The 25,626-nt window shown below is 71.4% G+C and carries 28 protein-coding genes, 1 tRNA gene and 1 pseudogene; 15 read left to right on the plus strand and 15 right to left on the minus strand.

The window, feature by feature from the left end:
- Positions 1 to 68: 68 nt before the first annotated feature.
- The 3 genes from ACGF8A_RS21610 (at position 69) to ACGF8A_RS21620 (ending at position 3,473) form a co-directional block, all read left to right on the plus strand.
- Positions 69 to 1,097 (plus strand): P1 family peptidase, encoded by a 1,029-nt coding sequence (locus tag ACGF8A_RS21610; RefSeq protein ID WP_393110501.1) that lies wholly within the window; start codon positions 69 to 71, stop codon positions 1,095 to 1,097.
- Positions 1,098 to 1,269: 172 nt separating this feature from the next.
- A complete protein-coding gene (locus ACGF8A_RS21615) occupies positions 1,270 to 2,490 on the plus strand; it encodes an Ig-like domain-containing protein (RefSeq protein WP_393110503.1) in 1,221 nt (406 codons plus the stop codon).
- A gap of 236 nt (positions 2,491 to 2,726) precedes the next feature.
- Complete coding sequence (locus tag ACGF8A_RS21620) at positions 2,727 to 3,473, plus strand: DUF6227 family protein (RefSeq protein ID WP_393110505.1); 747 nt, start codon at positions 2,727 to 2,729, stop codon at positions 3,471 to 3,473.
- A gap of 147 nt (positions 3,474 to 3,620) precedes the next feature.
- On the opposite strand, the gene ACGF8A_RS21625 is transcribed toward ACGF8A_RS21620, so the two are convergent.
- From ACGF8A_RS21625 to ACGF8A_RS21640, 4 genes are all read right to left on the minus strand, one after another.
- Complete coding sequence (locus ACGF8A_RS21625) at positions 3,621 to 5,810, minus strand: fructose-specific PTS transporter subunit EIIC (protein ID WP_393110507.1); 2,190 nt, start codon at positions 5,808 to 5,810, stop codon at positions 3,621 to 3,623.
- A gap of 196 nt (positions 5,811 to 6,006) precedes the next feature.
- Positions 6,007 to 6,954: a 1-phosphofructokinase gene (pfkB, locus tag ACGF8A_RS21630; RefSeq protein WP_393110509.1), complete on the minus strand. Its 948-nt coding sequence runs from the start codon at positions 6,952 to 6,954 to the stop codon at positions 6,007 to 6,009.
- A complete protein-coding gene (locus tag ACGF8A_RS21635) occupies positions 6,951 to 7,712 on the minus strand; it encodes a DeoR/GlpR family DNA-binding transcription regulator (protein ID WP_393110511.1) in 762 nt (253 codons plus the stop codon). The genes pfkB and ACGF8A_RS21635 overlap by 4 nt, the downstream gene beginning before the upstream one ends.
- 426 nt (positions 7,713 to 8,138) lie before the next feature.
- Positions 8,139 to 9,656 carry an MFS transporter gene (locus tag ACGF8A_RS21640; RefSeq protein WP_393110513.1) on the minus strand — a complete coding sequence of 506 codons (1,518 nt, stop codon included), beginning with the start codon at positions 9,654 to 9,656 and terminating at the stop codon, positions 8,139 to 8,141.
- Between ACGF8A_RS21640 and ACGF8A_RS21645 the strand changes: the two genes are divergently transcribed.
- Positions 9,655 to 9,804 carry a hypothetical protein gene (locus tag ACGF8A_RS21645; protein WP_393110515.1) on the plus strand — a complete coding sequence of 50 codons (150 nt, stop codon included), beginning with the start codon at positions 9,655 to 9,657 and terminating at the stop codon, positions 9,802 to 9,804. The genes ACGF8A_RS21640 and ACGF8A_RS21645 overlap by 2 nt on opposite strands.
- Positions 9,805 to 9,853: 49 nt before the next feature.
- Positions 9,854 to 10,822 (plus strand): annotated as a pseudogene (locus ACGF8A_RS21650) (helix-turn-helix transcriptional regulator); the annotation flags it as partial.
- Positions 10,823 to 10,866: 44 nt separating this feature from the next.
- Here the strand turns inward: ACGF8A_RS21650 and ACGF8A_RS21655 are convergent.
- Positions 10,867 to 11,523 carry a TetR/AcrR family transcriptional regulator gene (locus tag ACGF8A_RS21655; protein ID WP_393110752.1) on the minus strand — a complete coding sequence of 219 codons (657 nt, stop codon included), beginning with the start codon at positions 11,521 to 11,523 and terminating at the stop codon, positions 10,867 to 10,869.
- 545 nt (positions 11,524 to 12,068) lie between these two features.
- Positions 12,069 to 13,067, minus strand: coding sequence for an RNA polymerase sigma factor RpoD/SigA (locus tag ACGF8A_RS21660; protein WP_393110517.1), 999 nt, complete (start codon positions 13,065 to 13,067; stop codon positions 12,069 to 12,071).
- Between the two features lie 183 nt (positions 13,068 to 13,250).
- Here ACGF8A_RS21660 and ACGF8A_RS21665 point away from each other — a divergent pair, with 183 nt between their 5' ends.
- Positions 13,251 to 13,769, plus strand: a complete 519-nt coding sequence (locus tag ACGF8A_RS21665) for a GNAT family N-acetyltransferase (protein ID WP_393110519.1) — start codon at positions 13,251 to 13,253, stop codon at positions 13,767 to 13,769.
- Between the two features lie 71 nt (positions 13,770 to 13,840).
- Here the strand turns inward: ACGF8A_RS21665 and ACGF8A_RS21670 are convergent, their stop codons facing one another.
- Positions 13,841 to 14,608: a dioxygenase gene (locus ACGF8A_RS21670; RefSeq protein ID WP_393110754.1), complete on the minus strand. Its 768-nt coding sequence runs from the start codon at positions 14,606 to 14,608 to the stop codon at positions 13,841 to 13,843.
- Between the two features lie 213 nt (positions 14,609 to 14,821).
- On the opposite strand from ACGF8A_RS21670, the gene ACGF8A_RS21675 reads away from it, so the two are divergent.
- Positions 14,822 to 15,388 (plus strand): MarR family winged helix-turn-helix transcriptional regulator, encoded by a 567-nt coding sequence (locus ACGF8A_RS21675; RefSeq protein ID WP_393110521.1) that lies wholly within the window; start codon positions 14,822 to 14,824, stop codon positions 15,386 to 15,388.
- Between the two features lie 66 nt (positions 15,389 to 15,454).
- Here ACGF8A_RS21675 and ACGF8A_RS21680 read toward each other — a convergent pair whose 3' ends face one another.
- Entirely contained in the window at positions 15,455 to 16,984 is a 1,530-nt protein-coding gene (locus ACGF8A_RS21680; protein WP_393110523.1) for an MFS transporter, read from the minus strand.
- Positions 16,985 to 17,277: 293 nt separating this feature from the next.
- Positions 17,278 to 17,922, minus strand: a complete 645-nt coding sequence (locus ACGF8A_RS21685) for a TetR/AcrR family transcriptional regulator (RefSeq protein WP_393110525.1) — start codon at positions 17,920 to 17,922, stop codon at positions 17,278 to 17,280.
- Positions 17,923 to 18,264: 342 nt separating this feature from the next.
- Here ACGF8A_RS21685 and ACGF8A_RS21690 point away from each other — a divergent pair, with 342 nt between their 5' ends.
- Together ACGF8A_RS21690 and ACGF8A_RS21695 are read left to right on the plus strand one after the other, a co-directional pair.
- On the plus strand, positions 18,265 to 19,548 hold the full coding sequence (locus tag ACGF8A_RS21690; RefSeq protein ID WP_393110527.1) for a M6 family metalloprotease domain-containing protein: 1,284 nt from the start codon (positions 18,265 to 18,267) through the stop codon (positions 19,546 to 19,548).
- Positions 19,549 to 20,092: 544 nt separating this feature from the next.
- Entirely contained in the window at positions 20,093 to 20,320 is a 228-nt protein-coding gene (locus ACGF8A_RS21695; RefSeq protein WP_393110529.1) for a hypothetical protein, read from the plus strand.
- On the opposite strand, the gene ACGF8A_RS21700 is transcribed toward ACGF8A_RS21695, so the two are convergent.
- On the minus strand, positions 20,220 to 20,426 hold the full coding sequence (locus ACGF8A_RS21700) for a hypothetical protein (protein ID WP_393110764.1): 207 nt from the start codon (positions 20,424 to 20,426) through the stop codon (positions 20,220 to 20,222). The two genes, ACGF8A_RS21695 and ACGF8A_RS21700, sit on opposite strands and share 101 nt — an antisense overlap.
- A 113-nt stretch (positions 20,427 to 20,539) precedes the next feature.
- Between ACGF8A_RS21700 and ACGF8A_RS21705 the strand changes: the two genes are divergently transcribed.
- From ACGF8A_RS21705 to ACGF8A_RS21715, 3 genes are all read left to right on the plus strand, one after another.
- Entirely contained in the window at positions 20,540 to 20,857 is a 318-nt protein-coding gene (locus tag ACGF8A_RS21705; RefSeq protein WP_393110756.1) for an IclR family transcriptional regulator C-terminal domain-containing protein, read from the plus strand.
- Positions 20,858 to 21,168: 311 nt separating this feature from the next.
- Positions 21,169 to 21,241 (plus strand) — tRNA-Arg (locus tag ACGF8A_RS21710).
- 528 nt (positions 21,242 to 21,769) lie between these two features.
- On the plus strand, positions 21,770 to 21,997 hold the full coding sequence (locus tag ACGF8A_RS21715; protein WP_393110531.1) for a helix-turn-helix domain-containing protein: 228 nt from the start codon (positions 21,770 to 21,772) through the stop codon (positions 21,995 to 21,997).
- Positions 21,998 to 22,213: 216 nt separating this feature from the next.
- On the opposite strand, the gene ACGF8A_RS21720 is transcribed toward ACGF8A_RS21715, so the two are convergent.
- Entirely contained in the window at positions 22,214 to 22,447 is a 234-nt protein-coding gene (locus ACGF8A_RS21720; RefSeq protein ID WP_393110533.1) for a hypothetical protein, read from the minus strand.
- A gap of 154 nt (positions 22,448 to 22,601) precedes the next feature.
- Here ACGF8A_RS21720 and ACGF8A_RS21725 point away from each other — a divergent pair, with 154 nt between their 5' ends.
- On the plus strand, positions 22,602 to 22,841 hold the full coding sequence (locus ACGF8A_RS21725; RefSeq protein WP_393110535.1) for a GntR family transcriptional regulator: 240 nt from the start codon (positions 22,602 to 22,604) through the stop codon (positions 22,839 to 22,841).
- Between the two features lie 34 nt (positions 22,842 to 22,875).
- Complete coding sequence (locus ACGF8A_RS21730; RefSeq protein ID WP_393110537.1) at positions 22,876 to 23,055, plus strand: hypothetical protein; 180 nt, start codon at positions 22,876 to 22,878, stop codon at positions 23,053 to 23,055.
- A 2-nt stretch (positions 23,056 to 23,057) separates the two neighbouring features.
- On the opposite strand, the gene ACGF8A_RS21735 is transcribed toward ACGF8A_RS21730, so the two are convergent.
- From ACGF8A_RS21735 to ACGF8A_RS21750, 4 genes are all read right to left on the minus strand, one after another.
- Positions 23,058 to 23,477 carry a DUF6221 family protein gene (locus tag ACGF8A_RS21735; protein WP_393110539.1) on the minus strand — a complete coding sequence of 140 codons (420 nt, stop codon included), beginning with the start codon at positions 23,475 to 23,477 and terminating at the stop codon, positions 23,058 to 23,060.
- Between the two features lie 180 nt (positions 23,478 to 23,657).
- Positions 23,658 to 24,674: a tyrosine-type recombinase/integrase gene (locus tag ACGF8A_RS21740; RefSeq protein WP_393110541.1), complete on the minus strand. Its 1,017-nt coding sequence runs from the start codon at positions 24,672 to 24,674 to the stop codon at positions 23,658 to 23,660.
- Between the two features lie 75 nt (positions 24,675 to 24,749).
- Positions 24,750 to 25,052, minus strand: coding sequence for a hypothetical protein (locus tag ACGF8A_RS21745; RefSeq protein ID WP_393110543.1), 303 nt, complete (start codon positions 25,050 to 25,052; stop codon positions 24,750 to 24,752).
- A gap of 10 nt (positions 25,053 to 25,062) precedes the next feature.
- Positions 25,063 to 25,275 (minus strand): hypothetical protein, encoded by a 213-nt coding sequence (locus ACGF8A_RS21750; protein WP_393110545.1) that lies wholly within the window; start codon positions 25,273 to 25,275, stop codon positions 25,063 to 25,065.
- A gap of 82 nt (positions 25,276 to 25,357) precedes the next feature.
- Between ACGF8A_RS21750 and ACGF8A_RS21755 the strand changes: the two genes are divergently transcribed.
- Positions 25,358 to 25,591: a hypothetical protein gene (locus tag ACGF8A_RS21755; RefSeq protein ID WP_393110547.1), complete on the plus strand. Its 234-nt coding sequence runs from the start codon at positions 25,358 to 25,360 to the stop codon at positions 25,589 to 25,591.
- Positions 25,592 to 25,626: the final 35 nt, after the last annotated feature.

The raw sequence follows: 25,626 nt of genomic DNA on the forward strand, positions 1-25,626 counted from the left end.
GGAGCGGCCCTCGCCTTCCAGGCGGGCGCCAGGGGGAAGGACCCGCCGGGGGCAGGAGACTGGTCCCCATGACAGTTGATGCTCTGACGGATGTGACCGGCCTGCGGGTGGGGCACGCGACGCGCACCGGCGACGGCTGGCTCACCGGCACCACGGTCGTGCTCGCACCCGAGGGCGGGGCCACCGCCGCGGTGGACGTGCGCGGCGGTGGCCCCGGCACCAAGGAGACCGACGCGCTCGACCCGCGCAACCTGGTGCAGAAGGCCGAGGCGGTCGTGCTGACCGGCGGCAGCGCCTACGGGCTCGACTCGGCGTCCGGCGTGATGGCCTGGCTGGAGGAGCGGGGACGTGGGGTGCGCGTGGGGCCGGACCCGGCGCATGTCGTGCCGGTGGTGCCCGCGGCGTGCGTCTTCGATCTGGGCCGGGGCGGCGACTTCCGGGCCAGGCCGGACGCCGCACTCGGCCGGGCGGCCGTCGAGGCTGCCGCGGCCAGCGGGATCGGCGCGCCGGTACGGGAGGGCTGCGTCGGCGCCGGTACGGGCGCCGCGGTGGGGGTGATGAAGGGCGGGGTGGGCACCGCGAGCGTCGTCCTCGACTCGGGGATCACGGTGGCCGCGCTGGTGGTGGCCAACGCGGCGGGATCGGTGATGGACCCGGAGACGGGCGTTCTGTACGGGGAGTTGTTCCAGGGGCGGGTGCTCCACCCAAAGGCGCGGGTGCATCAGGAGGCGCTGACGCGGCTCGCCGAGAGCGCCGCGCGAAACGCGCCGCCACCGCTGAACACCACGCTCGCGGTCGTCGCCACGGACGCGGACCTGTCGAAGGCGCAGGCGCAGAAGCTGGCGGGGACGGCCCACGACGGCATCGCGCGGGCTGTGCGGCCGGTGCATCTGCTGCACGACGGTGACACGGTCTTCGCACTGGCGACCGGCGTGCGCGGGCTCGACTCCGCGCAGCCGCTCGCGCTGAACGAGATCCTGGCGGCGGGCGCGGACATGGTGACCCGCGCCATCGTGCGGGCGGTGCGGGCGGCCGAACCGGTCGAGACGGAAGGCGGCGGCTGGCCCTCGTACTCGGACCTGTACGGGGGGAGTTGAGGGGCCTGCGCCGCCCGGACCGCGCGCGAGCCCGCGTCGAGTTCGGCGATTGTCCCGGTTCTGTCACGTGATGACGCTTCCTTCGGACGGAGGGAACCCCGCCGGTCGCCGGTCCCCTCTCTCTCCACGGAACGGAGCGGATCACCCACATCACACAAACCTGGAGCAGCCCGTGACAACGCCGGACATAGCACAGCGGCGCACGTCGGCGGCCAGTGCCGCCCTGATGGTCGGTGCGCTGGCCCTCACCGCCTGCACGGGCAGCGCCAAGGCCGGTGACGACGGCAGGAACGGCGACGGCGAGGGGCCGAAGAACTCGGCGGCGCGCATCGTCATCTCGGCCGAGGACGGCTCCACCCGCGCGTCCGTCAACACCACCGGCGTGAAGGTCAGCGGCGGCAGGCTGACCGAGGTGACGATGACGGTGGCCGGCACGGACCAGGCCGTGCCGGGGACGATCTCGGCGGACGGAGGCAGCTGGAAGCCGAAGGAGCAGCTGGAGCGGGGCACGAAGTACGAGATAGCGGCGAGCGCGAAGGACAGGGGCGGCAGGACCGTCGCCGCCGGCTCCACGTTCACCACCGTCACGGCGGCCGACAGCTTCATCGGCACGTACACGCCGGACAACGGGACGACCGTCGGGGTCGGGATGCCGGTGTCGTTCAGGTTCGACAAGGCGATCACCGACAGGAAGGCCGTGCAGTCGCACATCACGGTCACGTCCAGCAGTGGGCAGGAGGTGACCGGGCACTGGTTCGGGGAGCAGCGGCTGGACTTCCGGCCCGAGGAGTACTGGAAGGCCGGCTCCAAGGTCACCATGAAGATCGACCTGGACGGGGTGGAGGGCGCGAACGGCGTCTACGGAGTGCAGAAGAAGACGGTCACCTTCACCGTCGGGCGCTCGCAGGTGTCCACGGTGGACGCCGCCACGCAGACCATGACGGTCGTGCGCGACGGAAGGACCGTGCGCACGATCCCGATCTCGGCGGGCTCCCCGGAGTTCACCACGTACAACGGGCAGATGGTGATCTCCGAGAAGCTCGCGGAGACGCGGATGGACAGCCGTACCGTCGACCTCGCCGACGCGTACGACATCCCGGACGTGCCGCACGCGATGCGGCTGACCACGTCCGGCACGTTCATCCACGGCAACTACTGGTACAAGCCGTCCAATCCGCCCTTCGGCCGCTTCGGCTCCAGCCACGGCTGTGTCGGCCTCCAGGACGTCCAGGGCGGACAGGGGGACACTCCGGCCAAGTGGTTCTACGACAACTCCCTCCTCGGGGACGTCGTGGTGGTGAAGAACTCCGCCGACTCCACGGTGGCGCCGGACAACGGGCTCAACGGCTGGAACATGGCGTGGAGCGAGTGGACCGCCGGGAGCGCCGGCTGACCGGCGCGAGCCACCGGCTCCGCCGCCTCGCCAGGACACGCCTCGCCAGGACACCGGGAGCCATGCGACGGCCGCCTCACCAGCGGTCATTGACGGAACATCGGCTCGCGTGGGAACTTGCCGCGCGGACCGGCCGTTTTCCCGGCGTACGTTTTCTCGGTTCCCGGACATGATGTCCGACCGAGGGGCTACGGTATGCACCCACAAGGTGACATGCAGCAACGCCGGGAGAAACCTTGAGCGTTCCGTACGAGACGGCAGCGTACGAACCACCCGACTCGCCCGAGACTCCTCAGGAGCACCTCGAGCGACTGCTCGGACGCGCTCTGAACTCGTTCGAGCTGCCCGACGAGACGATAGGGCGGCTCGACAGCGCGCTGGCGCACGACAGTTCGCTGCACTCCGCGCACCACAGCGCGGGCCTGCACCAGGAGACGTACCGGCACACCTGGCTGCTCGCCGACGGCTCGGCGCTCACCCTCTGGGAGCTCGTCCACAACACCACTCCGGGCGGCGCCCCGCAGCACGAGGTGTACCTCGACTCGGAGGAGCTGCGCGCCGCGGGCTCCCGGCTCCCGCTCCCGCCCCAGACGCCGGACTTCGAGCTGCCGGTGCCGGTGGAGCTCTCCTCGATCCCCACGCCGCGGCACGCATACGTGCCGGACGACTCGGCGGACCACGCACGCCGGCTGCTGCGCCGGGCGGAGAACCAGGACCGGCCCGGGACGGCGACCGCCGCGCTGCTCGCCACGGCGTGCGCCCACCAGATCACGCAGGCCTTCGGGCGGCCCTGCCGTGCGGGACGCGCCGGGCTCGGCTTCTCGCTCTACGAGCACGCGTTCCTGCTCAGCGACGGCCAGGAGGTCTCCCTGTGGGAGGTGGAGCACACCGCCACGCCGGACGGCCGGCACATGTGCGAGGTGTACGCGACGGAGGACGCGGCCCGGCAGGCCATGGAGCGCAGGGCCGCGCAGCTGTCCTGAGGGGCGCCACGCAGGCGGGCATGCCGTCCCGGGCGTGGGCGCGGTCAGGGGCCCGGGCCACCGCATGGGGCGGCACGGTCCGGGCCTGACCGGGTCCCGGGCCGTGCCGCCGTCTGCGCGTCCGCCGCGCGGCGGACGCGGCGGCCGTTACGCCGCCGCCACCGGCTGCTTCGCCTCCGCGGGCACCGTGGCCGGCTCGGGTCCCGGTGCGCCGGGGGCCGGCTTGCGCAGGCCCTTGAGAAGGATGACCAGTCCCGCCGTGACCGCCGTACCGGCCGCGATGGCCAGCAGGTACAGCAGCGGCTTGCCGATCAGGAAGGTGACCCAGATGCCGCCGTGCGGGGCGCGCAGGGTCGAGCCGAACGACATGGTCAGGGCACCGGTGACCGCGCCGCCCGCCATGGCGGAGGGGATGACACGCAGCGGGTCGGCGGCAGCGAAGGGGATCGCGCCCTCGGAGATGAAGGAGGCGCCGAGCACCCAGGCGGCCTTGCCGTTCTCGCGCTCGGCGCCGGTGAACAGCTTCTTGCGGACGGTGGTGGCCAGGGCCATGCCCAGCGGCGGCACCATTCCGGCAGCCATCACCGCGGCCATGATCTTCATCGCGGAGTCGCTGGGTGCCGCGACAGAGATACCGGCCGTCGCGAAGGTGTAGGCCACCTTGTTCACGGGGCCGCCGAGGTCGAAGCACATCATCAGGCCGAGGAGCACGCCGAGGAGGACGGCGTTGGCGCCGGACAGGCCGTTCAGCCAGTCGGTGAGGGCCTTCTGGGCCTCGGCGATGGGCTTGCCGATGACCACGAGCATCAGGAACCCGACGATCGCAGAGGAGATCAGCGGGATCACCACCACGGGCATGATGCCGCGCAGGGGCGCCGGGATGCTGATGCTCTGGATGGCGAGGACCACGCCGCCGGCGATGAGACCGGCGACCAGACCGCCGAGGAAGCCCGCGCCGATGGTCAAGGAGATCGCGCCGCCCACGAAGCCGGGGACGAGACCGGGGCGGTCGGCCATGCCGTAGGCGATGTATCCGGCGAGGACCGGGACGAGGAAGCCGAAGGCCGCGGAGCCGATCTGGAAGAACAGCGCGCCCCAGCTGTCGGCCTGGCCCCAGTCGAAGTGGTCGATGACGGACGTGGCCTCGTTGATCTGGTAGCCGCCGATCGCGAAGCCGAGGGCGATGAGCAGACCGCCCGCGGCGACGAACGGGACCATGTAGCTCACGCCGGACATCAGCCACTTGCGGAGCCTGGTGCCGTAGCCCTCTCCGGGCTCACCGGCGCGCTCGACGGGCGTTCCGCCGGGGCGGGCGGCCGCGGTGACCTCGCCGCGCTCCGCCTTGCCGCGCACCTCCGTGATCAGCTCGGCGGCACGGTTGATGCCCGCCTTGACGCCGACGTCGACGGTGGGCTTGCCCGCGAAGCGGTCCTTCTCCCGTACGGGCAGGTCATGGGCGAAGATCACGCCGTCCGCCGCCGCGATGACCTCCGGGTCGAGCCGGGTGAAGCCGGCCGAGCCCTGTGTCTCGACGACGACCTCGACCCCGGCCTCCCGGCCCGCGTTCTCCAGCGACTCGGCCGCCATGTAGGTGTGGGCGATGCCGGTGGGGCAGGAGGTCACGGCGACGACACGGAAGGGGCGTCGGCGCTCGCCTCCGCGTTCGCCTTCGTCGCGGTCACGCTCGCCGGCTGGGTCGGCGTGGCCGTCGGAGCGGGCTGCGGGGTCCGCCGCCTCACTCGTCGCGACGGGATCACCCGTGGCGTAGGGATCACCCGTGGCGGCGCCGGGAGAGGCCGCTCCCGGCGCCGCCACGGAGTCTGCGGGGCCGGCCTCTGAGGCCGTGCCGGCTGCCGCTTGCGGCCCTCGCGCACCGGCGGTGGCGGCCGCCGGCGTCGCGTCCCCGCGGATGAGCGCCGCCGCTGCCGCTCGGTCCCCCACGGCCCGCAGGGCGTCGGTGAACTCGGCGTTCATCAGCTGCCGGGCCAGCGAGGACAGGATCGTGAGATGGGCGTCGTCGGCGCCGGCGGGCGCGGCGATCAGGAAGATCAGGTCGGCGGGGCCGTCCGCGGCACCGAAGTCGATCCCGGCCGCGCTGCGCCCGAAGGCCAGCGTCGGCTCGGTGACGTGCTCGCTGCGGCAGTGCGGGATGCCGATGCCGCCGTCGAGGCCGGTCGGCATCTGCGCCTCGCGGGCCGCCACGTCGGCGAGGAAACCGTCCAGGTCGGTCACACGGCCCAGGGCCACCATGCGCTCGGCGAGGGCGCGCGCCGCCGCTTCCTTGGTGTCGGCGGACAGGTCGAGGTCGACCAGGTCCGCGGTGATCATGTCGCTCATCGCGGGCTCCTTCGCACGCGTATCGCCCGAGGGTGAGGTGGGCGGGGACGGGAGTGAGGGTGGGGGTGGGGACGGGAGTGAGGGTCGGGGTGATGGGGGTCGGGGTGATGGGGGTCGGGGCAGGCGGTCGGCAGGGAGGAGACCGGCCGCGCACCGGCCGATGCCGGGTCCGCCGCGCGGCACGCCGTACGCACGTTCATGACACCGGCTCCGTCAGCTCGCGGTCGACCGGCACATCGGCCGTGACCGTCACCGCCGTCGGGTCCAGGTCGCCCGGCGCGGGCATCGCGCTGCCGGGCAGCTGAACGGCCGCCGCCCCGTGCGCGACGGCTGAGGCGAGGGCCTGAGGGCCGCTGCCGCCGGCGATCAGGAAGCCGGCGAGCGAGGCGTCCCCGGCGCCCACGTTGGAGCGCACGGCCTCCACGCGCGCGGTGCCGAACCAGACGCCCGCGTCGTCCACCAGAAGCTGACCGACGGCCCCCAGGCTCGCCAGCACGGCGCGCGCGCCCCGCTGACGCAACTCCTCGGACGCCTTCACCGCGTCGCCCACCGTGGCCAGGGGCCGTCCAACGGCCTCCGACAGTTCCTCGGCGTTCGGCTTCACCACGTCGGGCCGCTCCCGGAGCGCCTCCAGCAGCGCACACCCCGAGGTGTCCAGTGCGATCAGGGCGCCCCCGGCGTGTGCCCGGGCGACCAGCTCGGCGTACCAGGAAGGCGCGAGCCCGCGGGGCAGGCTGCCGCAGCAGGCGATCCAGTCGGCGCCCCGCGACCGCGCGCGCACCGTGTCGAAGAGCAGCTCCCGCTCCTCCGCCGACAGCTTCGGACCCGGCGCGTTGATCTTCGTGAGAACACCGTCCGCCTCCGCGAGCGCGATGTTCGAACGGGTCGCACCCGCGACCGGGACCGGCGCGACCTCGATGCCCTGCGCGTCGAGCAGCTCGGCGACCAGTGCCCCCGGTGCTCCGCCCAGGGGCAGGACCGCGACCGTGCGCCGTCCGGAGGCCGCGACGGCGCGTGAGACGTTCACGCCCTTGCCGCCGGGATCCATGCGCTCGCCGGTGGCCCGGACGACCTCGCCGCGCGCCAGGGCGGGAACCTCGTAGGTGCGGTCGAGGGACGGGTTGGGGGTGACGGTGAGGATCATGCGCGCACCACTTCCGTGCCGACGCTCTCGATGGCGGCGGCGTCCTCGGGGCTCAGCTCGTCGTCGGTGACCAGCAGGTCGACGTCACCCAGGTCGCCGAAGCGGGCGAAGTGCTCCTGGCCGTGCTTGGAGGAGTCGGCGAGCAGCACCACGCGGCGGGCGGCCGCGAGGGCCGCGCGCTTGACCGCGGCTTCGGCCAGGTCGGGGGTGGTCAGGCCGTGCTCGGCGGAGAAGCCGTTGGCCGCCACGAACAGGGCGTCGGCCCGGATCTCGCCGTACGCGCGCAACGCCCAGGCGTCCACGGCCGCGCGGGTGCGGTGCCGCACGCGTCCGCCGACCAGGTGGAGCTGGATGCCCGGGTGGTCCGCGAGGCGGGCCGCGATCGGCAGGCTGTGGGTGACGACGGTGAGCGAGGCCTCCAGCGGGATGGCGGCGGCCAGCCGGGCCACCGTCGTACCGGCGTCGAGGATCAGTGTGCCCTCGGCGGGCAGTTCGGCGAGGGCGGCCTTGGCGATGCGGTCCTTCTCGTCGGCGGCCGTGGACTCGCGCTCGGCGAGGTCCGGCTCGAAGTCGAGGCGGCCCGCCGGGATGGCTCCGCCGTGCACCCGGCGGACGAGGCCGGCGCGGTCGAGGGCCTTCAGGTCCCGACGGATCGTCTCCGCGGTGACCTGGAACTCCTCGGCCAGCGACAGGACGTCCACCCGGCCGGCGTCGCGGGCGAGCCGGAGGATCTCCTGCTGCCGCTCCGGTGCGTACATGCCCGTTCGCCTCCGACTATGCCCGAACGTGTGGTTTCACGGCGAAGGCTACGCCCGGATTTCCTGGAAGTAAACAGGCTCGGACCTCAATCGGGCATGAACGGACGTACGTGACATCGAGGGGTCCTCGCGTCGGCGCATGGTGAGGGCCCGGCACCGAGGTGCCGGGCCCTCACCCGCAGGCGGCCGCCGCAGTGCCCGCAGCCGCCTCACTGCACGCAGCCACCGCCGCCGCCGCATTGCCCGCAGCCGCCTCACTGCACGCAGCCCCCGCAGTGCTCGCCCGCTGCTCAGTGCACGCAGCCGCCGCAGCGCCCCGCAGCCGCCGCAGTGCACGCCGACGCCGCATTGCCCGCAGCCGCCTCACTGCACGCAGCCACCGCTGTGCTCACCTCAGTGCACGCCGCCGCAGTGCTTGCCGCTGCCTCAGTGCACCAGCTCCGCCTCCTTGCCTGCCTCCTTCTCCCCCTCCTCCTTCTCCACCGCCGAGGGCGGCCCCTGCCCAGCACCCTCCGCGTGCTGGGCGGGCCGCCTCGGCAGCGCGAACATCAGCAGGAAGATCACCAGCATCACGGCGGTGACCCACCCCACGGCGTTCTGGAAGCCGTCCACGAACGCCGGCCCCGGCTGCCCGGTCTCCGCCACACGGTCGTCGACCACGCCGAAGAAGACCACGGACACGAGGCCCAGCCCCAGAGCGTTGCCCATCTGCTGCACCGTGCTGATCAGCCCGGACGCCGAACCGGCATGCTCCCGCGGCACCTCGGACAGGATCGCGTCCGTCAGCGGGGCGACGATCAGGCCCATGCCCGCACCCATCACGACCAGCGGCAGAGCCATCTGCCAGGAGGCGATACCGAGGCCGTACCGTTCGGACTCCCAGATGTACAGGCCCAGCCCGGCCGCCATCACCAGGGCGCCGGCCTGGAGCACCCCTCGCCCGAAGCGCGGCACCAGCTGCTGCACCGACACCCCGGCCGCCACGGACACTGCGATCGAGAACGGCACCCCGGTCAGCCCGGCCCGCAGCGCGCTCCAGCCGAGCCCGATCTGCATGTACAGCGTCCAGACCAGGAAGAAGACCCCGAGCCCGATCCCGAAGACGGTCTGCACGGCGATACCCGCGGCGAAGCTCTTGACCCGGAACAGCGACAGCTCGATCAGCGGGGAGCCGTCCCGCGCCGCCTTGCGCCGCTCGTACGCCACCAGCGCCCCGAGCACGGCGAGCGAGCCGCCCATCGAGACGTACCCCCACAGCGGCCAGCCCAGCTCACGGCCGCGGGTGAGCGGGTAGAGCAGCATCAGCAGGCCCAGCGTGACCAGGACGACGCCGACAAGGTCCAGCTTCAGGGCGTACGGCGCCCTGGACTCGGTGATGAAGCGGCGGCCCAGGATCAGGCCCGCGATGCCGACCGGCAGGTTGATCAGGAAGATAGGGCGCCATTCGAGACCGAAGAGGTTCCACTCGGTCAGCAGGGCGCCGAGCAGCGGGCCGGAGACCGCGCCGAGCCCGACGACCGCGCCGAACAGGCCGAAGACCTTGCCGCGCTCGTGCGCCGGGAAGGTGGCGTGCACGATCGCCAGGACCTGCGGCACCATGAGCGCCGCCATCGCGCCCTGCAGGATGCGGGAAGCGACCAGCATCTCCGGGTTCGCGGCGAGTCCACACAGCGCGGACGCGACGGTGAAGCCTCCGATGCCGATGAGGAAGACCCGTTTGCGGCCGTGGATGTCGCCGAGGCGGCCGCCGGTGATCAGGCCCGCGGCGAAGGCGAGCGCGTAACCGGCGGTGATCCACTGGATCTGGCTGAACGTGGCGCCCTCGTCGCGCTGGATCGACGGAATCGCGATGTTCACGATGGTGACGTCGACGAGGTCCATGAAGGCGGCGGTCATCACGATCGCGAGAGCGAACCAGCGACGGCGGTCAGGTATCGAAGCCATGGGCGGGGCGGACGACGCGGAGGACGCGGAGGGGGCGGAGGACGCGGGCTGGTCGGGCGGCACGGACGGACCGGACGACGCGGACGGACCGGACGGCACGGCAGGCCGGGGCGGAGGGGTCTCGGTGGAGGTCATGGCTGCAAACTAGGTTCGCAATAGGTCAGATCGTGTCCTATTCCTACGGCATGCTCGGACTCATGACGACGGACACCCCGGCTCGGCTCCTTCAGTTGCTCTCCCTCCTCCAGACGCCCCGCGAATGGCCCGGCGGTGAGCTCGCCGAACGGCTCGGGGTCTCGCGGCGCACCGTGCGGCGGGACGTGGACCGGCTGCGGGAGCTCGGCTATCCCGTGCAGGCGTCCAAGGGCGCGGACGGCGGCTACCGGCTCGTCGCGGGCAAGGCCATGCCGCCCCTCGTCCTCGACGACGAGGAGGCGGTGGCGATCGCGGTGGGCCTGCGGGCCGGGGCGGGGCACGCGCTGGAAGGCGTGGACGAGGCGTCCGTGAGGGCGCTGGCCAAGCTGGAACAGGTGCTGCCGGGCCGGCTACGGCACCGGGTGGCGACGCTGCAATCCGCGACCACCGCCCTGACCAGCGGCGACGGGGCGTCGATCGCGCCGGAGACACTGACCGTCATGGCGTCGACGGTGGCCGGCCGGGAGCGGCTGCGGTTCGCGTACCGCGCCGGGGACGGCAGCGAGTCGCGCCGGCTGACCGAGCCGTACCGGCTGGTGTCCACCGGGCGCCGCTGGTATCTCGTCGCCTACGACCTCGGCCGCGAAGACTGGCGCACCTTCCGCGTCGACAGGGTGAGCGAGCCGTTCGCGACCGGCGCGCGGTTCGCCCCACGGGAGCTGCCGACGGGGAGCGCGGCGGAGTACCTGCGGCAGTCGATCCGGCGTCAGCAGGAGACGTACGAGGTCGAGGTCACGTTCGAGGAACCCGCCGACGTCGTCGCGCCCCGGCTGCGGGGGTGGCTGGGGGCGCCCGAGCCGCTCGGTGAGACCAGGTGCGGGCTGCGGGGCAGGACGGCCGACCCGCTGGAGTGGGTGGCGGTGCGGCTGGCGATGCTGGGATGCGAGTTCACGGTGCGCGAGCCGGGAGTCCTGGTGGAGTACGTGCGGGAACTGGGGGGTCGGCTCAGTCGGGCGGCGGGGCAGGGCGGGGGGGGCGGCGGGGGCGGCGGGGGCGGCGACCAGGTGAGACACGCTCAGCTCACGCCCCTGCAGTCCACCCCTTCACCCTCTCCCCAGCTCACGCCCCTCCAGCCCTCTCCCCACCGAAAGTCCCGCAACGCACCCAGATTCCGAAGCGCCAGCTCCGCCGGTCCCTCCGGCCCCGTGGGAGGAGCGGTTCCGGCAGCCCAGGACTCCACGGCCACCCGCACGGCCGCGCTCGCTACGGCCGCCGTGAAGCGCAGCTCCGGCGTGACGCGTCCGGCAACGTTGTCGTCACCCTCAGTGATCTCGGGCACCCGCCCCACCAACGCTGCCACCAGGGTGTCCTCGGAGGCTCGGCAGACCTCCGCCCAGACCCTTCGCAGCGCCGGGCTGGCGTCGGCCATGCGGATCAGCGTCCGCACCCACTCCCACGACGCCGCCGAGGCCCCGGCCCCCGGCGTCAGCGTGTGCCGTACCGCGTGTTCCAGGGCCTGCGGGACGGACAGTCCGGCGGGAGCCGCGCGGACCGCCTCCACCCAGCGCCTGCCCCCGGCCGCGTAGAGAGGGGCGACGGCCTCCTCCTTGGAGGCGAAATAGCGGTAGAACGTGCGCGGCGCGATGCCCGCCGCCTGGGCGATGTCCTCGGCGCGGGTGGCCCGTAGCCCCTGCCGGACGAAGAGGCCCGCCGCCGCGCGGGCGATCTCCATCCGGGTCTCCGCCTTGCGGCGCTCCGTCAGGGAGAGGGACGGGGACGAGGACCGGGGGTGCTCTGCTGGGGTGGCGCTGCTCACGTCGGCAGGCTATGCCCATGTGGCACAATCTGCCATTCCGGCGGGCCACCCCGGTGTTCAGGTACGGGGTGCCCCGCCGCCCTGACATGCCCGCCGACGGGCACAGCCACGCGCGCCGCGATCAGCCGAGGCCCGCACGCCACAGACAAGAGCCGGGCCCCGGCGCCCGGGGGAAGGCGCCGAAGCCCGGCTCGGGGCAGTCCCGGCGCCGGGGGGAGTGCGTCGGGACGTGGCTTGCGGTGTGCCGTGCGGCAGTTGCTGGTCACGGGCCGTGCCGTGGGTGGGACCGTTGGGGCCGCCGGTGCCCGGGGGTGTCTCCCTCGGGCCCGAACTCCCGTGCCCTGAAGTCTTGTTCCCGGGACGGGCCTTTTGAAGCGGCGTTACACAGCCATGTTCGCGCGGGCCTTCGCCCCCCGGCGTACGCCCCCGGAACGATCTCCGTGCGGCACCTGGGGCGAGCCTCACGCCGCGGCGTCGAAGCCGGTCTGACGTGCCAGCTTCTTCAGCTCCAGAAGGGCGTGCTTCTCGATCTGGCGGATGCGCTCACGCGTCAGGCCGTGCTCCTTGCCGACCTCGGTCAGGGTCCGCTCCCGGCCGTCCTCGATGCCGTACCGCATCTTGATGATGGATGCCGTGCGCTGGTCGAGACGGCCGATCAGGTCGTCCAGCTCCTCGCTGCGCAGCAGGGTCATCACGGACTGCTCGGGGCTGACCGCCGAAGTGTCCTCCAGCAGGTCGCCGAACTGCGTCTCGCCCTCGTCGTCCACCGACATGTTCAGCGAGACGGGGTCGCGCGCCCAGTCCAGTACGTCGGTGACACGCTCCGGCGTCGAGCCGAGCTCGGCGGCGATCTCCGCGGGCTCCGGGTCACGCCCGTGCTCGCGGTTGAACTCGCGCTGCACACGCCGGATCCGGCCCAGCTCCTCGACCAGGTGGACGGGCAGCCGGATGGTGCGTGACTGGTCGGCTATGGAGCGGGTGATCGCCTGGCGGATCCACCAGGTGGCATACGTCGAGAACTTGAAGCCCTTGCGGTAGTCGAACTTCTCGACCGCGCGCACCAAGCCGGCGTTGCCCTCCTGGATCAGGTCCAGCAGCGGCAGGCCACTGCGCGGGTAGCGCCGGGCGACCGCTACGACCAGGCGGAGGTTGGAGCGGATGAAGACGTCCTTGGCCCGCTCGCCCGCGGCGACCAGGGCCTGAAGCTCCTCACGGGTGGCGTCGGCCTTCGACTCCTCGCACCCGTCGAGGACCTGCCGCGCGAACACACCCGCTTCGATGGTCTGGGACAGCTCGACCTCCTTGGCGGCGTCGAGCAGCGGTGTGCGCGCGATCTCGTCGAGATACATGCCGACCAGATCGCGGTCCGCGATCTCGCCGCCATGGGCGCGAACACTGCTGGCCGCGTCGACGGTCTCGCCGGCGGCGGACGTACGACGGGCGACGGCACGGGTTGCCATGCGTGCTCCCTTGCGATGGTGAGGTCAGCGGGTGGTCCTTAGGACGCTCAGCACCCTGTCCGGTCACTGCTCGGGTGCCCTGCATCCGACGGAAACAACGACTGGAATCCGGACAGAATTCCCAACCCACCCCTCGATTTTTCTGATCATGCAGTACCCTGTCCGGCCACACGAGGAGGCCCGATGCCGACGGGGCACAAAGAGGTGCAGGTCAGACCGGGAGTCGAGGGTGATCTCGCGGCCCTCACCGACCTCTACAACCACTATGTACGTGAGACGCCCATCACATTCGACACGACCGTCTTCGCTCCGGAGGAGCGCCGCCCTTGGCTGCTCTCCCATCCGGTAGACGGGCCGCACCGCCTGATGGTTGCCACGGACGCGCACTCCCAGGAAATCCTGGGGTACGCCACGTCCGGCCCGCACCGCGCCAAACCCGCGTACTCCACCTCCGTGGAGGTCACGGTCTACGTCGCGCCGCACGCCGGCCGCCGCGGCGTCGGCACCCTCCTGTACCGGGCCCTGTTCGACGCCCTCTCCGGCGAGGACCTGCACCGCGCCTACGCCGGCATCGCCCAGCCGAACGAGGCGTCCACCCGGCTGCACGAGCGCTTCGGCTTCCGCCACGTCGGCACGTACCGCGAGGTCGGCCGCAAGTTCGGCCGCTACTGGGACGTTGCCTGGTACGAGAAGGCCCTGTAACCGTGCGGCCGCACGGAAGGGCTTGCGGTCAAAGGCCGGTAGCTCCCTGGCGCCGTCTCAGTCCCCGCGGCTCAGCCGAACTGCACCGACCTCTTCGCCAGCCCCATCCAGAACCCGTCGATCACGGACTTCTGTTCCCTCAGCTCTCCCGTCGCGTCCGCCGCGCCCATGGCCACGAAGAGCGGTGCGAAGTGCTCGGTGCGCGGATGGGCGAGCCGTCCGGCCGGGGAGGTGTGGGTGAAGTCGAGCAGCGCGTCCACGTCTCCGGCCGCCAGCGCCTGCCGGCCCCAGTCGTCGAACTCGGCCGACCAGCCGGGCACTCCCCCACCGGGGTGCCGTAGCGCGGCGAGGTTGTGGGTGAAGAAGCCGGAGCCGACGATGAGCACCCCTTCATCCCGCAGCGGGGCCAGCCGGCGGCCGATCTCCATCAGCCGCACCGGGTCGAGGGTCGGCATGGAGACCTGGAGGACGGGGATGTCGGCCTCGGGGTACATCTCGGCCAGCGGCACGTACGCGCCATGGTCCAGGCCCCGGTCCGGCACGTCCTGCACCTGCATGCCGGGAGCGCGCAGCAACTTCCGTACGGAATCCGCGAGTTCGGGGGCGCCGGGGGCCTCGTACCGGACCTGGTAGTAGCGCTCGGGGAAGCCCCCGAAGTCGTATTCGAGGGGGACGGTCCGGGTGGCGCCGAGGGCGAGCGGGGCCTCCTCCCAGTGGGCGGAGACGATGAGGACCGCGCGCGGCCGGGGCAGCCCGGTGGACCATGCGGCGAGCTCACCGGGCCAGACCGGGTCGTCGGCCAGCGGTGGGGCGCCGTGACTGAGGTACAGGGCAGGCATGCGCTCCTGTGCGGCGGCGAACATCACGGCGGCTCCCTCCGGCCGACCGTACGGCCTCAAGACCTGACAACCCCGGACCGGGTGACAACCCCAGACCGGGCGACAATCCAGACCGGGTGACGACCCGACCGAGTGCTTCAACTCTCAACCTTCATGAAGGATCTTACGTCGCATTTGTTCAAGTCTCAAGAAGAGCCTCGTACAGTGACTCCCATGAAGTCGGCCTCCGCATCCGCATCCGCTCCTGCATCCACACCCGCGGCCACAGCCACAGCCACAGCCGCCGCGGCCGTCGACGAGCCGAACTGGCTCACCGACGAGGAGCAGTGCGTCTGGCGGTCGTACATCGAGGCCGCCACGCTCCTGGAGGACCACCTCGACCGTCAGCTCCAGCGTGACGCGGGCATGCCGCACATCTACTACGGCCTGCTCGTCAAGCTCGCCGAGTCCCCGCACCTCCGGCTGCGGATGACCGACCTGGCGATGCACGCGAAGATCACCCGGTCCCGCCTCTCGCACGCCGTCGCCCGGCTGGAGAAGAACGGCTGGGTACGCCGCGAGGACTGCCCCTCCGACAAGCGGGGCCAGTTCGCGGTGCTCACCGAGCAGGGCCTGGAGGTGCTGAAGCGCTCGGCGCCGGGCCATGTGGCGGCGGTACGGCAGGCACTGTTCGAGCGGCTCACCCCGGAACAGCAGAAGTCCCTCGGCGAGATCATGCGGATCGTCGCCGAGGGACTTCAGCCCAGCGAGGCCGGGGCGGATCTGCCCTGGCTTCGCTGAGGTCGTACCGATCGCCGGAAGAATGTACGCCCGCAGGGGTACGTCGGGGCGGGAGCCGTCAGCGGGTCAGTGCGCGACCACCGGAACCGGCACCTCGTCCTCGGCGCCCTTGCCCGCGCCGGTGACCGCGCTGATGTCCGGGCGGCCGGCGTTGACGAGGGTCAGAGCGATCGCCGCGGCGACCACCAGGATGCCGACGGCGAACCAGATGGCACTGGTGTAGCCCTGCACCTGGCCCTCCAGCTGCACGAGCTGCTGCTGCGAGCGGGAGGTCGCCGAGCCGATGTGGTCGGCGATGTACGAGGTGGTCGCCGAGGCGGCGATCGTGTTCAGCAGGGCCGTGCCGATCGCGCCGCCCACCTGCTGCGAGGTGTTGACCATCGCGGAGGCGACACCGGCGTCCCGGGGCTCGACGCCCTGCGTGGACAGGGACATCGCCGGCATGAACGCCGTACCCATGCCGAGGCCGAGCAGCAGCATCGCGGGCAGCAGCAGGGCGGCGTAAGAGGAACCGATCTCCAGCTGGGTCAGCAGCAGCATGCCCACCGCGGCGACCAGGAAGCCGGGGCCCATCAGCAGCCGCGGCGCGACCCGGGTCATCAGGCGGGTGCCGATCTGGGTGGAGCCGGTGATCATGCCCGCGATCATCGGGAGGAACGCGAAGCCCGTCTTGACCGGCGAGTAGCCCTTCACGATCTGGAGGTAGTAGGTCAGGAAGAGGAAGAGGCCGAACATCGCGATGATCGCGAGGCCGAGCGAGAGGTAGACGCCACCGCGGTTGCGCTCGGTGATCACGCGCAGCGGCAGCAGCGGGGCCTTCACCCGCGACTCGACGAACACGAAGGTGGCGAGCAGGACGGCCGACGCGACGAACATCGTGATGGTCACGGAGTCGCTCCAGCCCTCGGACTCGGCGCGGGTGAAGCCGTACACCAGCGCGACCAGGCCGAGGGTGGACAGGATGACGCCGGGGATGTCGAGCGGGGAGCGGTTACGGCCACCCTCGGGCTCACGGATGACGAACCAGGCACCGGCCGCGGCGACCACCGCGAACGGGATGTTGACGTAGAACGTCCAGCGCCAGTCCAGGTACTCGGTCAGGAAGCCGCCGAGGATCAGGCCGACGGCGCCGCCACCACCGGCGATGGCCCCGTAGATGCCGAAGGCCTTGGCGCGCTCCTTGGCGTCGGTGAACATCACGGCGAGCAGGGAGAGCGCGGCGGGAGCCAGCAGTGCGCCGAAGACGCCCTGGAGGGCGCGGGCGCCGAACATCATCGCCTCGTTGGTGGCGGCACCGCCCAGCGCGGAGGCCAGGGCGAAGCCGGCCAGGCCGACCACGAAGGCGCGCTTGCGGCCCCACAGGTCGGCTATCCGGCCGCCGAACAGCAGCAGACCGCCGAAGGCGAGGGCGTAGGCCGTCACGACCCACTGCCGGTTGCCGTCGGAGATGCCGAGGTCCTGCTGCGCGGAGGGCAGGGCGATGTTCACGATGGTGGCGTCGAGGACGACCATCAGCTGGGCGAGCGCGATGAAGACGAGCGCTTTCCAGCGGTTGGCGTCGGGGACGCCGGGAGCCTTGACGGCTGATTCAGACATGGGTGTACCCACTTCGGAACTTCGGGACGGAAAAGGGCGAGAAGGAAGACGGAAGAACGAGAAGGCGAGAAGGCGAGGAGGACGAGTAGGACGAAGGACGAAAGGTGAAGGGCGAAGGAGGACAAACGCCCGGAGCGCGAGCTACGGAACGACCGGAGCCACCAGCTGACGAAACCCCCGCAGCCACCAGATACGAACTACGAACTACGAACTACGAACTGCCAGCTAGTAGCTACGAGCTGGCAGCCACCAGCTACGGAACAGAAAGGGAAGTGAACGGAAGGAATCGGCTGTCAGACCTGGCGCAGGTCCTCCAAGGTCACGGCCGTGCCCGGCAGGTCCGAGCGCGCCGGTGCGCGCAGACCGTCCAGGAACATCTGCAGATGCCGGTGCACGAAGCGGTCCACGCTGAGGCACGCGGCGCCGGCCGGAGGCCGGCTGAGCTGGGCGACGACGACCATCAGATCGCCGACCCCCACGTCGGTGCGGAGCTGCCCGGCCGCCTTGGCACGCGCCATCACCTCGGCGACGAGTTGCTCGACCCGGCCGCGCGCGGCCAGCAGATCGGGGTGGTGCTCGTCGAAGGTGCTGGCGATCATGGGGCACAGCGCGCTGATCCGCTCGTCGGCGGAGGCGTGCACGAAGCGCTCCAGGGCGGCGAAGGCGTCGCCGTTCTCGGCGAGTGCCTGCTCGGCGGCCCGGGCCGTACGGTCCATGACCGAGCAGACGACCTCGCGGACAAGGGCGTCGCGGTCAGGGAAGTTGCGGTACACCGTGGCGTTGCCTACGCCGGCCCGGCGGGCGATCTCGTCGAGCGGCACGTCGGGGCCGTGCTCGACGAACATCTCGCGGGCGGCGGTGACGATCCGCTCCCGGTTGCGCAGGGCGTCGGCCCGGGGCCGGGTCGCCTTACGTCGCTCGGGGGTGGCGGTCTGCACGGCGTACTCCTGGATGAGTGGGTGACTGGCTGAGTATGGGTGAGGTGGTGTCTTCGGGGTGAGGCCGGTCGGTGCCGCGATCCGGGGAATGATCCCCCGTTTCGCTCGTACGAGTGGTTAAACGGGGAAACGATCCCCGGTTATTTCCCACCCGCAGAAGGAATTTCTGTGACCCCCGTCACACACCACCACCACCGCGTTCATACCCCACCTGACCTGCGCTTACTCACCGCAAACCCACGATCGGTCGGCTCCAGCGCGCGCCCGCGCCACACCCGGCACAGGGTGAATCGCAAGGGTGCAGCCGGAGACGGGTGGCTGCCTGGAGCGAAAGGTCCATGCATGCAGCCGTCCCGCCGTCGGATACGCCCGCGCCGCGCGGCCGCGCTCGGCGCCGTGACCGCAGTGACCCTGGCGGTGAGCACCTCGGCCGGTACCGGCCACCACACGGTGGGCTCGGCGACGGCGGGTGCGCGGCCGATCACCGACCTCGCCCGTTCCTCCACCCACGGGCCATGCATGATCACGGGCAAGGCCGACGTGCAGATGTCGGAGGGCATACCGACCCCCGGCGGCTACTCCCGCTCCACCGGCACCGTCCACGCGCTGACGCTGATGGTCGACTTCACGGACGCCCCCGGCAAGGGCGACGCACTGGACCGGTTCGACGAGTTCTTCCCCCGGACCCAGGAGTGGTTCCGCACCAGCTCCTACGGCCGCCTGGACTACCGCCCACAGACCCCGATAGCCGACTGGCTGCGCATGCCGAAGTCCTTCCAGGAGTACGGCATTGAACGCGGCGCCCCCTTCGACCCCGGCTACCGGCAGCTGGTGCGGGACATAGTGGCCGCGGCCGACCCCAAGGTCGACTTCCGCGAGTACGACATGCTGAACGTGCTGGTGACCCCGAACGCCGGCCCTTCTGCACTGGACACGGTCCTGTCGGTGACCTTCGCCGGCAACAGCGAGGCGCCCACGGCGGACGGGGTACCCGTCGCCAACGCCTCGTTCGTCTACTCCCGCCAGGACGACGGCTCCGGCACCTACGCCGACACCGGCTACCGCGTCCTGCCCCACGAGAACGGCCATGTCTTCGGCCTCCCCGACCTCTACACCCAGGAAGGCGGGGGCGCGGTCGGGCACTGGGACATCATGAGCGAGGACTGGGGCGCCAACAACGACCTCCTCGGCTGGCACAAGTGGAAGCTGGGCTGGCTGGACGCGGCGCAGGTGCACTGCCTGTCCACCCCCGGCACCACCGAGCACACCCTGACCCCCCTGGCCCTCCCGGGCGGGGCCAAACTGATCGTCATACCCCTCGACCGGCGCAGCGGGTACGCCGTCGAGCTGCGCACCCGCGACGGCAACGACGAGGCCGTGTGCCGGCCGGGCCTGCTGATCTACAAGGTCGACGCTGAGGTGGACACCGGACACGGCCCGGTGCGGGTGTACGACTCCCGCCGGGCCAGCGGCGGCTGCACCCGCAGCCCGAACGTCCACGCGGAACTGTCGGACGCCACCTTCACCCCCGGGGAGACCTTCGAGGACCGGGAGCGGGGCATACGGATCGTGGTCGCGGGAGCGGACGTGGAGGGGAACCACACGGTGCGGGTGACACGACGGTAGGGCGACGGCAGCGGGCGGGCCCGACTGCGGGGTGAGACCTGGCGCGAGGCGAACCCGGCTGCGGGCCGGGCCCGCAGCCGGAGGGAGGCCGGGAGGCTGGGAAGCTGAACAGAGCCGCGCGCGAGGCAAGGGGGGACGGCGAGGCGGGGGCCGGACACGGGGCGGGGCCGGACACGAGGCGGGGCCGGACACGGGGCGGGGCCGGACACGGGGCGGGGCCGGACACGGGGCGGGCAACTGGAAGCGCTGGCGGGCACGCCCGCGCGGCGGATCCGCAGAACCACGACTTCGCGGCCGTACCGGCAGCAGAACACCCACTGCCCGCGCAGGAGTTCACGCGCCGCTCGACCGAGGCCCGGCAGAACGGATGGACGCTGGACGACCAGTTGATCGGACCGGCACTGGTGGCGGTGGCGGTCCCGGTACGCGACCCCCGTACCGGCCGGATCGTGTGCGCGGCCAGCGTCGTCAGCGACACCAGCCATCACACCTGACCGTCCTCACCGCGTTCGGCGAGGGCGGGCCGGAGCTCACCCTGACGGAGGTGGCGAAGGCGACCGGCCTGGCCCGGGCCACCGCCCGCCGGGCCCTGATCACCTACGGGCACCTGGGCCTGGTCGCCCAGTCCCGCCCCGGCGCCGTCACCCTCACCCCCGGGTCCTCGCCCTCGGCTACCCGGCCCTGTCCCGCACCTCCCTCCCCCACATCGCCGCCCCGCACCTCGCGGCACTCTCCGAGCGCATCCACAAGTCGACATCGCTCGCCGTGCTGACGGCCGCCGTCGACGAGATCCGGTACACGGCGCGGGTGGCGACGGCGCGGGTGATGAGCGTGAACATCACCGTGGACACCCGGTTGCCCGCGTACGCCACCTCCATGGGCCGCGCCCTGCTGGCGGACCTCCCGCCCGCCGCCCGCCGCCCGCACCCCCGGCCCCCTGCACCCGCTCACCTCCCGCACACTCACCGACCCGCGGGCCCTGTCCCGCACCCTGGAGGAGGTCCGGGACCAGGGCTGCGCCCTGGTCGACGAGGAACTCGAGGAGGGCCTGCCCTCCCTGGCGGTACCTGTCCGCGACCGCACGGGCCACGCGGTGGCCGCCCTCAACACAGCGATGCACAGGGGAGACAGCGGACGCGATCGAGGCGGATCTGCATGTGGTGGGGCGGTTCGGATTGGTGGGAGTCAGTCAGCGGGGGCGTCGGCGCTCCGCGCGGCGCCGGGGCCGGCCGTGGGGGCGCCGGCGCCTGGGGCGCGGGGCGGCGCGCGCTCGCGGGGCTCCGGCGCCAGGGCGCGGACCGCGAGCTGATCGCCGGGCTCCAGGGCGCGATGCCGCGAGCTGATCGTGGGGACTTCAGTGGCCGAGGCGCGGGGCCACAGGCCGGCCGTAGGGCCTGCGGCACCCCGGAGGGCGGGGCGGCGGGCACGTCGCGGGCTGCGTTCCCCCTGCGCGGGTGGCCGTCCCCGGCAGTGCTCAATTGCCGGTGCACGGCGGCTGAGCTGCGGGCTTCACAGGTGACCGTGGCTGACACCGCACGCTCACCCGGCCCACCCTCCTGGCCAACCCCTGATCCGGTACTCTGTGGACCGAGCACCCTGATCCAGGTCAGGGACAGCTGCGCCTTCGTAGCTCAGGGGATAGAGCACCGCTCTCCTAAAGCGGGTGTCGCAGGTTCGAATCCTGCCGGGGGCACGAGGTAGAACGCGTAAAGGCCCAGGTCACGGGGGGAATCCCCGGACCTGGGCCTTCGTTATCGGCTCCGTAGAACCCCGGCAGAACCTTGGTAGAACCTTGGCAGTGACCTACCGCGACTCCTAAATTCCTCCTAAACGATCAAGCCGTTTGCCCAGGCCAGATGACAGGCGGCCCCTCGCCCGTGCGTCGACGGAGTGCGAGGGGCCGCCCCAAGTGCCGGTCCCCCGTCATCGAGGGGGGGCGACCACTGATGACGGGGCCGGCACGCCTGTGGAGTTCGACCTTCCGTATTGCCTGACGGATGTACGTCAATGCCGTTGTTCACTCGAATGGGCGAACATGCGTTCGAGTGTGGACACTACCTTGCCGCGTCTGGCATATGCAGTCACGGGTCGGCAGTCGAGGCGGCGTCGCCTCGCCTGTTCTACGCGGGGCAGCTGCCCGTCCGTCGCCGGGATCGCATGATCAAAGAATGCCGCAAATCTGCTGCTGACTTATGATCATGGTCCGTAAGACGTTGCTCGGGTGCCAGCCAATCAACCCCAGTGGATCCTCGACGCCCGCCGGGCCGTCGGCGACCGCGTCCGCGTGCGGCGGCTGCACCAGAACATGACCCAGGAGATGCTCGCCCACGCCAGCACCGTCGACCGGTCCACGATCCAGCGGATGGAAGCCGGCCAGGAGATGAAGCTCAGCCACCTGCTCCTGGTGGCGCACGCGCTGCGCGTCCATGTGACTGACCTCCTTCACTGATCATCTCTCGCCGAGCCTGCGGCCCGTTGCCGAATCTCAGTCAACAACGGGAGTACCCCCGCGTGAACTGTGGCCGCTGCATATATCCGGGCAGATCTTATGCGCCCCGTGTGAATTTGTAACCGCCCGCGCCCGCTCTGGCCAGGGGTTTCCTCTGAGGCAAGACTGGTCCGCCGGTTAGTACCGGTGTGATGCGGAATCGCATCTGCCGGTTTGTCAGGCCCTCTCGGCGCCCAGCCGGCGCAGAGCCGCACTGCTCAGCTCCCGCCATGCCCGGTACAGCTGCTCGGCCTGCTCGCACCGCCGGTCGACGTCGCGGCAGCCGGCGCAATGGGTGGCGTGCGCGACGTAGGCGGCCCACGCTTCCTGCACGGGCGACAGCTGGCCGACGCCGGCTAAGACGTGCTGTGTGCTTCCGGCTGCGGGCTCGGGGTCTCTACGCTCGTCCACGTCGACGCTCCGTTCGTCGGCCATGCCCCCGGGCCGCGGGCCAGCGGTCGCGGGGGTCTGTGCTGCTCAGACGGTACCGCTACATACCGCTACATGGGGCGGCATGGCGCCATCTGCGGATGCCGACCGCAGGGTGCCGCCCTAGTTTCGGATCATGGGTGAGCTGCCGATCGGGTACGTGTACATGCGGGTCGCCGACGAGGTGGAGGCGGAGATCCGTTCCGGTCGGCTGCCGAAAGGTGCGCGTCTACCGAACGAGCGGGACATGGGCGCCCAGTACGGGGTGGCTCCGGGAACGGCGAGGCGGGCCGTGCAGGAACTGCGGGATCGGGGGCTCGTCGTGACGCTGCCGAACAAGGGCACGTTCGTGGTCGTCGACCGCGGCAACTCGTAGCCCGCTGTCACACCCCGCGGCTACGCTGATCGCCATGCCCGTCTCTCCCCCGCCTGAGGGTTCCGCGCGCTCGGCTGCTGAGCTGAACGCGGCGATCCGTGCGCTGTGGTCGCATCCGCAGGTGCCGCTGACGGCGGAGCAGCGGGCGGAGTACGCGCGGCTGCTGGCGGAGCTGGCGGCCGTCGAGCGCGGGGACGTCGTCGAAGCGGCGTGAGGCTACGGTCGCCAGTCCTCGCGGTAGCCGGGCCGGTCCGCGAAGCTGACCAGCATGTCCCGCACCTCTTCACACGGCCAGTCGCCCTCATGTACGACCGTCACCTGACACGTGGGGCATCCGAGCACGTAGGTTGACGGGTCGTTCTCGTTGCTGTCGTAGCCGACCATCATCGTCGGCGTGTGGCGTTCCAGCCGTCTCCGATTGGCGTCGATGTCCCGCCGCACCCGCGCCGGATCGTGTGTCACGATGTGCTCCGCTACGCCAGCCCAGTTCGCGGAGGCGCACTCTTCGGCGCGGTCACCTTCGGTGGCGACGATGACGCCCGTCTCGCCGATCTGGCGGAAGGTGTCGCCTGCCCTCCGCGCGATCCGCTCGTCCTCGTCGAGCTGCGCGCGCAGCCACTCCACCAGCTCGTCCATAACCCCTCCCGAATGCAGTCTGCCCCGGTGCATCACGCCGGGGCAGACTTCAGCAGCAGCAACCCGACTTGTCTCGGGATCGCTAGGTGCCACCACTGTACGGCTGGCCACCGACAACGCAGGCGCCCGCCAGGACGGGGGGCCTGGCGGGCGCTCGTTCAGTGTGGCATGGGGTGGCGGCTACAGGCCGATGTCCTCGCTGGCCGCGTCGGTCCACTTGTCGGCTTCGCGGATGTACCCCCAGAAGGCGGGGCTGTTCTCGGCGTGGCCGGACTGTTCGCGGATCTTCTCTTCTCGCTTGCCTGCGCGTCGAGAGGTGGTGATGAACCCGGCTCGCATGCTGTGGCCGGTCAAGCGGACGGCGAGGCCTGCTCGTTCGGCGTTGCGGGCGATGATCTCGCGGACGGCTTCCGGGGAGAGGGCGCGTTCGCCGAGACGGCCGTGGACGGTAATGGGCAGGAAGGCGGGCCCGGTGGTGATGCTTGCGGCGGCGCGCCAGGTGAGCCAGGCGCGGACGGGGCAGGTGTCGGGGTTGCGGCCGTAGTGGACGACGACGTCTCGGGGCGGTCGGCCTTTGACGGCGGGGACGTGGACTTCGAGGCCCTGGCTGACGTGGACGATGCTGTCGGCTCGGAGGGCGGCGACTTCGGCGGAGCGTCCGGCGATCCCGAAGGCCATGAGCCAGAGGGCGCGGTCGCGGAGTCCGGTGAGTCCGTCGGCGACGGCGGCGTTCATCTGCCGCAGCTGCTCGGGCGTGACGGCAGCGGCTTTGCCACGTCCGCGCGCCTGCCGTTCGGGGTCGGCCTTCAGCGGCTTGAGGGCTTGGCGCGCGGCGACGGTGACGGCTTTAGGCACTTCGATGCCGCGGCCGCGCAGGGTGACGGTGACGCCGGTGATGCGGCGGTCGATGCTGTTGGGGGCGGCCGCTTTGATGGTGTCGAGCCAGACGACGAACCCGACGAGCGTGCCCTTGGTGACGGCGGTCAACGGAAGCGGCTGCCCGGTGCGTTCGGCGAGCCAGCCGTGGAACTCTTCCCACAGCTTCCAGTCGTTGGCGTAGCCGCGCTTCGTGTTGTGGGGGCGGATGGCGTCGAGGTGCTGTTCGGCGGCCTTCTCCATGGCGGCGAGGACGGCGAGCGTCGCAGCGTCGTAGACGGCGGGGGTGGCGTCCGGCTGCTGCGGGGCGAGGTCGGTCACGGGTTCTCCAATTCGTTACGGTACGAGCGAGCGCCCCGCCTGCTTCCTCAGGCGGGGCGCTTCTGTATGTGGAGCTCAGGCCCAGGTGGAGGGCTCCCAGTTGCCGGACTGGCCGTCTACGCAGACGCACGCCTGCGCTCCTCCGGTGCCGGGCTCGCACTCGTCGCTGCCGACAGTCGGACAGTCGTCCCCCTCGTGGCAGGCGGGGCAGATCCATCCGGTGCCGCCGCAGCCGTCGGAGTCGATGACGCCCTCGGCCATGTTGGTGCGGCAGGCAGTGGGGATGGGGCGGACCAGGACGGTCTCAGGGGTGCCGTCGAAGACCAGGGCCTTCTCGACTGTGGCGTTGGGGCGGGTCTTTCGGATGGTGTCGGTCATGTCGGTGTCCTCACTTGTCGGTGACGCGGTCGGCGGCGTCTCGGATCCCCTGCACGTACACGGAAGCCGAGGTCTTGGCGAGGTGAGCGTCCTCTTGATCGGCGAACTCACGCAGGGATGCCGCGATCTCCTCCTTCAGTCCGGTCACGAGCTCGTCGGCTTTGGCGAGCCCAACCTTGTCCTTCAGGTGGTGGATGATCTGGTCTTCGGCGGAGATGGCCATGCTTGCAATCCTCACATTGGTGGCTTGCCACCATCATTCCGCACCCTTTGACTGGTGGCAAGCCACCTGCCACAATCCCCCCATGACCAGCGAAGAGGAACGCCGACGCCAGCACCGTCACCGTCATAAGCAGCGAGTCGTGCGTGGCATCCCCGACGAGTTGGTCAATGACTTCGACGCCGCAGCGCACGCCGTAGGCAGCGATCGCAGCAGCGTCACGCGGCGACTATGGGAGTGGTACGCCAGGCGGCCCGGGGCGGAGCTACCGGAGAGGCCGGAAGCCCCGCAGGCCGAGTCGGACAATCACCTCAAATAACGCCCGCGATATGGCATGTTATCGAGAGGTCGAGC

The sequence above is a fragment of the Streptomyces sp. NPDC047706 genome, assembly GCF_043204795.1.
In the GTDB taxonomy this organism is placed as follows: Bacteria; Actinomycetota; Actinomycetes; order Streptomycetales; family Streptomycetaceae; genus Streptomyces.

What these genes read in the sequence shown, in the direction of transcription:
- ACGF8A_RS21610 (WP_393110501.1), top strand. Translation starts at nt 69, where the DNA reads ATGACAGTTGATGCTCTGACGGATGTGACCGGCCTGCGGGTGGGGCAC.
- ACGF8A_RS21625 (WP_393110507.1), bottom strand. Translation starts at nt 5,810, where the DNA reads ATGAGCGACATGATCACCGCGGACCTGGTCGACCTCGACCTGTCCGCC.
- pfkB (WP_393110509.1), bottom strand. Translation starts at nt 6,954, where the DNA reads ATGATCCTCACCGTCACCCCCAACCCGTCCCTCGACCGCACCTACGAG.
- ACGF8A_RS21635 (WP_393110511.1), bottom strand. Translation starts at nt 7,712, where the DNA reads ATGTACGCACCGGAGCGGCAGCAGGAGATCCTCCGGCTCGCCCGCGAC.
- ACGF8A_RS21645 (WP_393110515.1), top strand. Translation starts at nt 9,655, where the DNA reads ATGGGCGGGGCGGACGACGCGGAGGACGCGGAGGGGGCGGAGGACGCG.
- ACGF8A_RS21640 (WP_393110513.1), bottom strand. Translation starts at nt 9,656, where the DNA reads ATGGCTTCGATACCTGACCGCCGTCGCTGGTTCGCTCTCGCGATCGTG.
- ACGF8A_RS21655 (WP_393110752.1), bottom strand. Translation starts at nt 11,523, where the DNA reads ATGGAGATCGCCCGCGCGGCGGCGGGCCTCTTCGTCCGGCAGGGGCTA.
- ACGF8A_RS21660 (WP_393110517.1), bottom strand. Translation starts at nt 13,067, where the DNA reads ATGGCAACCCGTGCCGTCGCCCGTCGTACGTCCGCCGCCGGCGAGACC.
- ACGF8A_RS21665 (WP_393110519.1), top strand. Translation starts at nt 13,251, where the DNA reads ATGCCGACGGGGCACAAAGAGGTGCAGGTCAGACCGGGAGTCGAGGGT.
- ACGF8A_RS21670 (WP_393110754.1), bottom strand. Translation starts at nt 14,608, where the DNA reads ATGCCTGCCCTGTACCTCAGTCACGGCGCCCCACCGCTGGCCGACGAC.
- ACGF8A_RS21675 (WP_393110521.1), top strand. Translation starts at nt 14,822, where the DNA reads ATGAAGTCGGCCTCCGCATCCGCATCCGCTCCTGCATCCACACCCGCG.
- ACGF8A_RS21680 (WP_393110523.1), bottom strand. Translation starts at nt 16,984, where the DNA reads ATGTCTGAATCAGCCGTCAAGGCTCCCGGCGTCCCCGACGCCAACCGC.
- ACGF8A_RS21690 (WP_393110527.1), top strand. Translation starts at nt 18,265, where the DNA reads ATGCAGCCGTCCCGCCGTCGGATACGCCCGCGCCGCGCGGCCGCGCTC.
- ACGF8A_RS21700 (WP_393110764.1), bottom strand. Translation starts at nt 20,426, where the DNA reads ATGGAGGTGGCGTACGCGGGCAACCGGGTGTCCACGGTGATGTTCACG.
- ACGF8A_RS21725 (WP_393110535.1), top strand. Translation starts at nt 22,602, where the DNA reads ATGGGTGAGCTGCCGATCGGGTACGTGTACATGCGGGTCGCCGACGAG.
- ACGF8A_RS21730 (WP_393110537.1), top strand. Translation starts at nt 22,876, where the DNA reads ATGCCCGTCTCTCCCCCGCCTGAGGGTTCCGCGCGCTCGGCTGCTGAG.
- ACGF8A_RS21735 (WP_393110539.1), bottom strand. Translation starts at nt 23,477, where the DNA reads ATGGACGAGCTGGTGGAGTGGCTGCGCGCGCAGCTCGACGAGGACGAG.
- ACGF8A_RS21745 (WP_393110543.1), bottom strand. Translation starts at nt 25,052, where the DNA reads ATGACCGACACCATCCGAAAGACCCGCCCCAACGCCACAGTCGAGAAG.
- ACGF8A_RS21750 (WP_393110545.1), bottom strand. Translation starts at nt 25,275, where the DNA reads ATGGCCATCTCCGCCGAAGACCAGATCATCCACCACCTGAAGGACAAG.
- ACGF8A_RS21755 (WP_393110547.1), top strand. Translation starts at nt 25,358, where the DNA reads ATGACCAGCGAAGAGGAACGCCGACGCCAGCACCGTCACCGTCATAAG.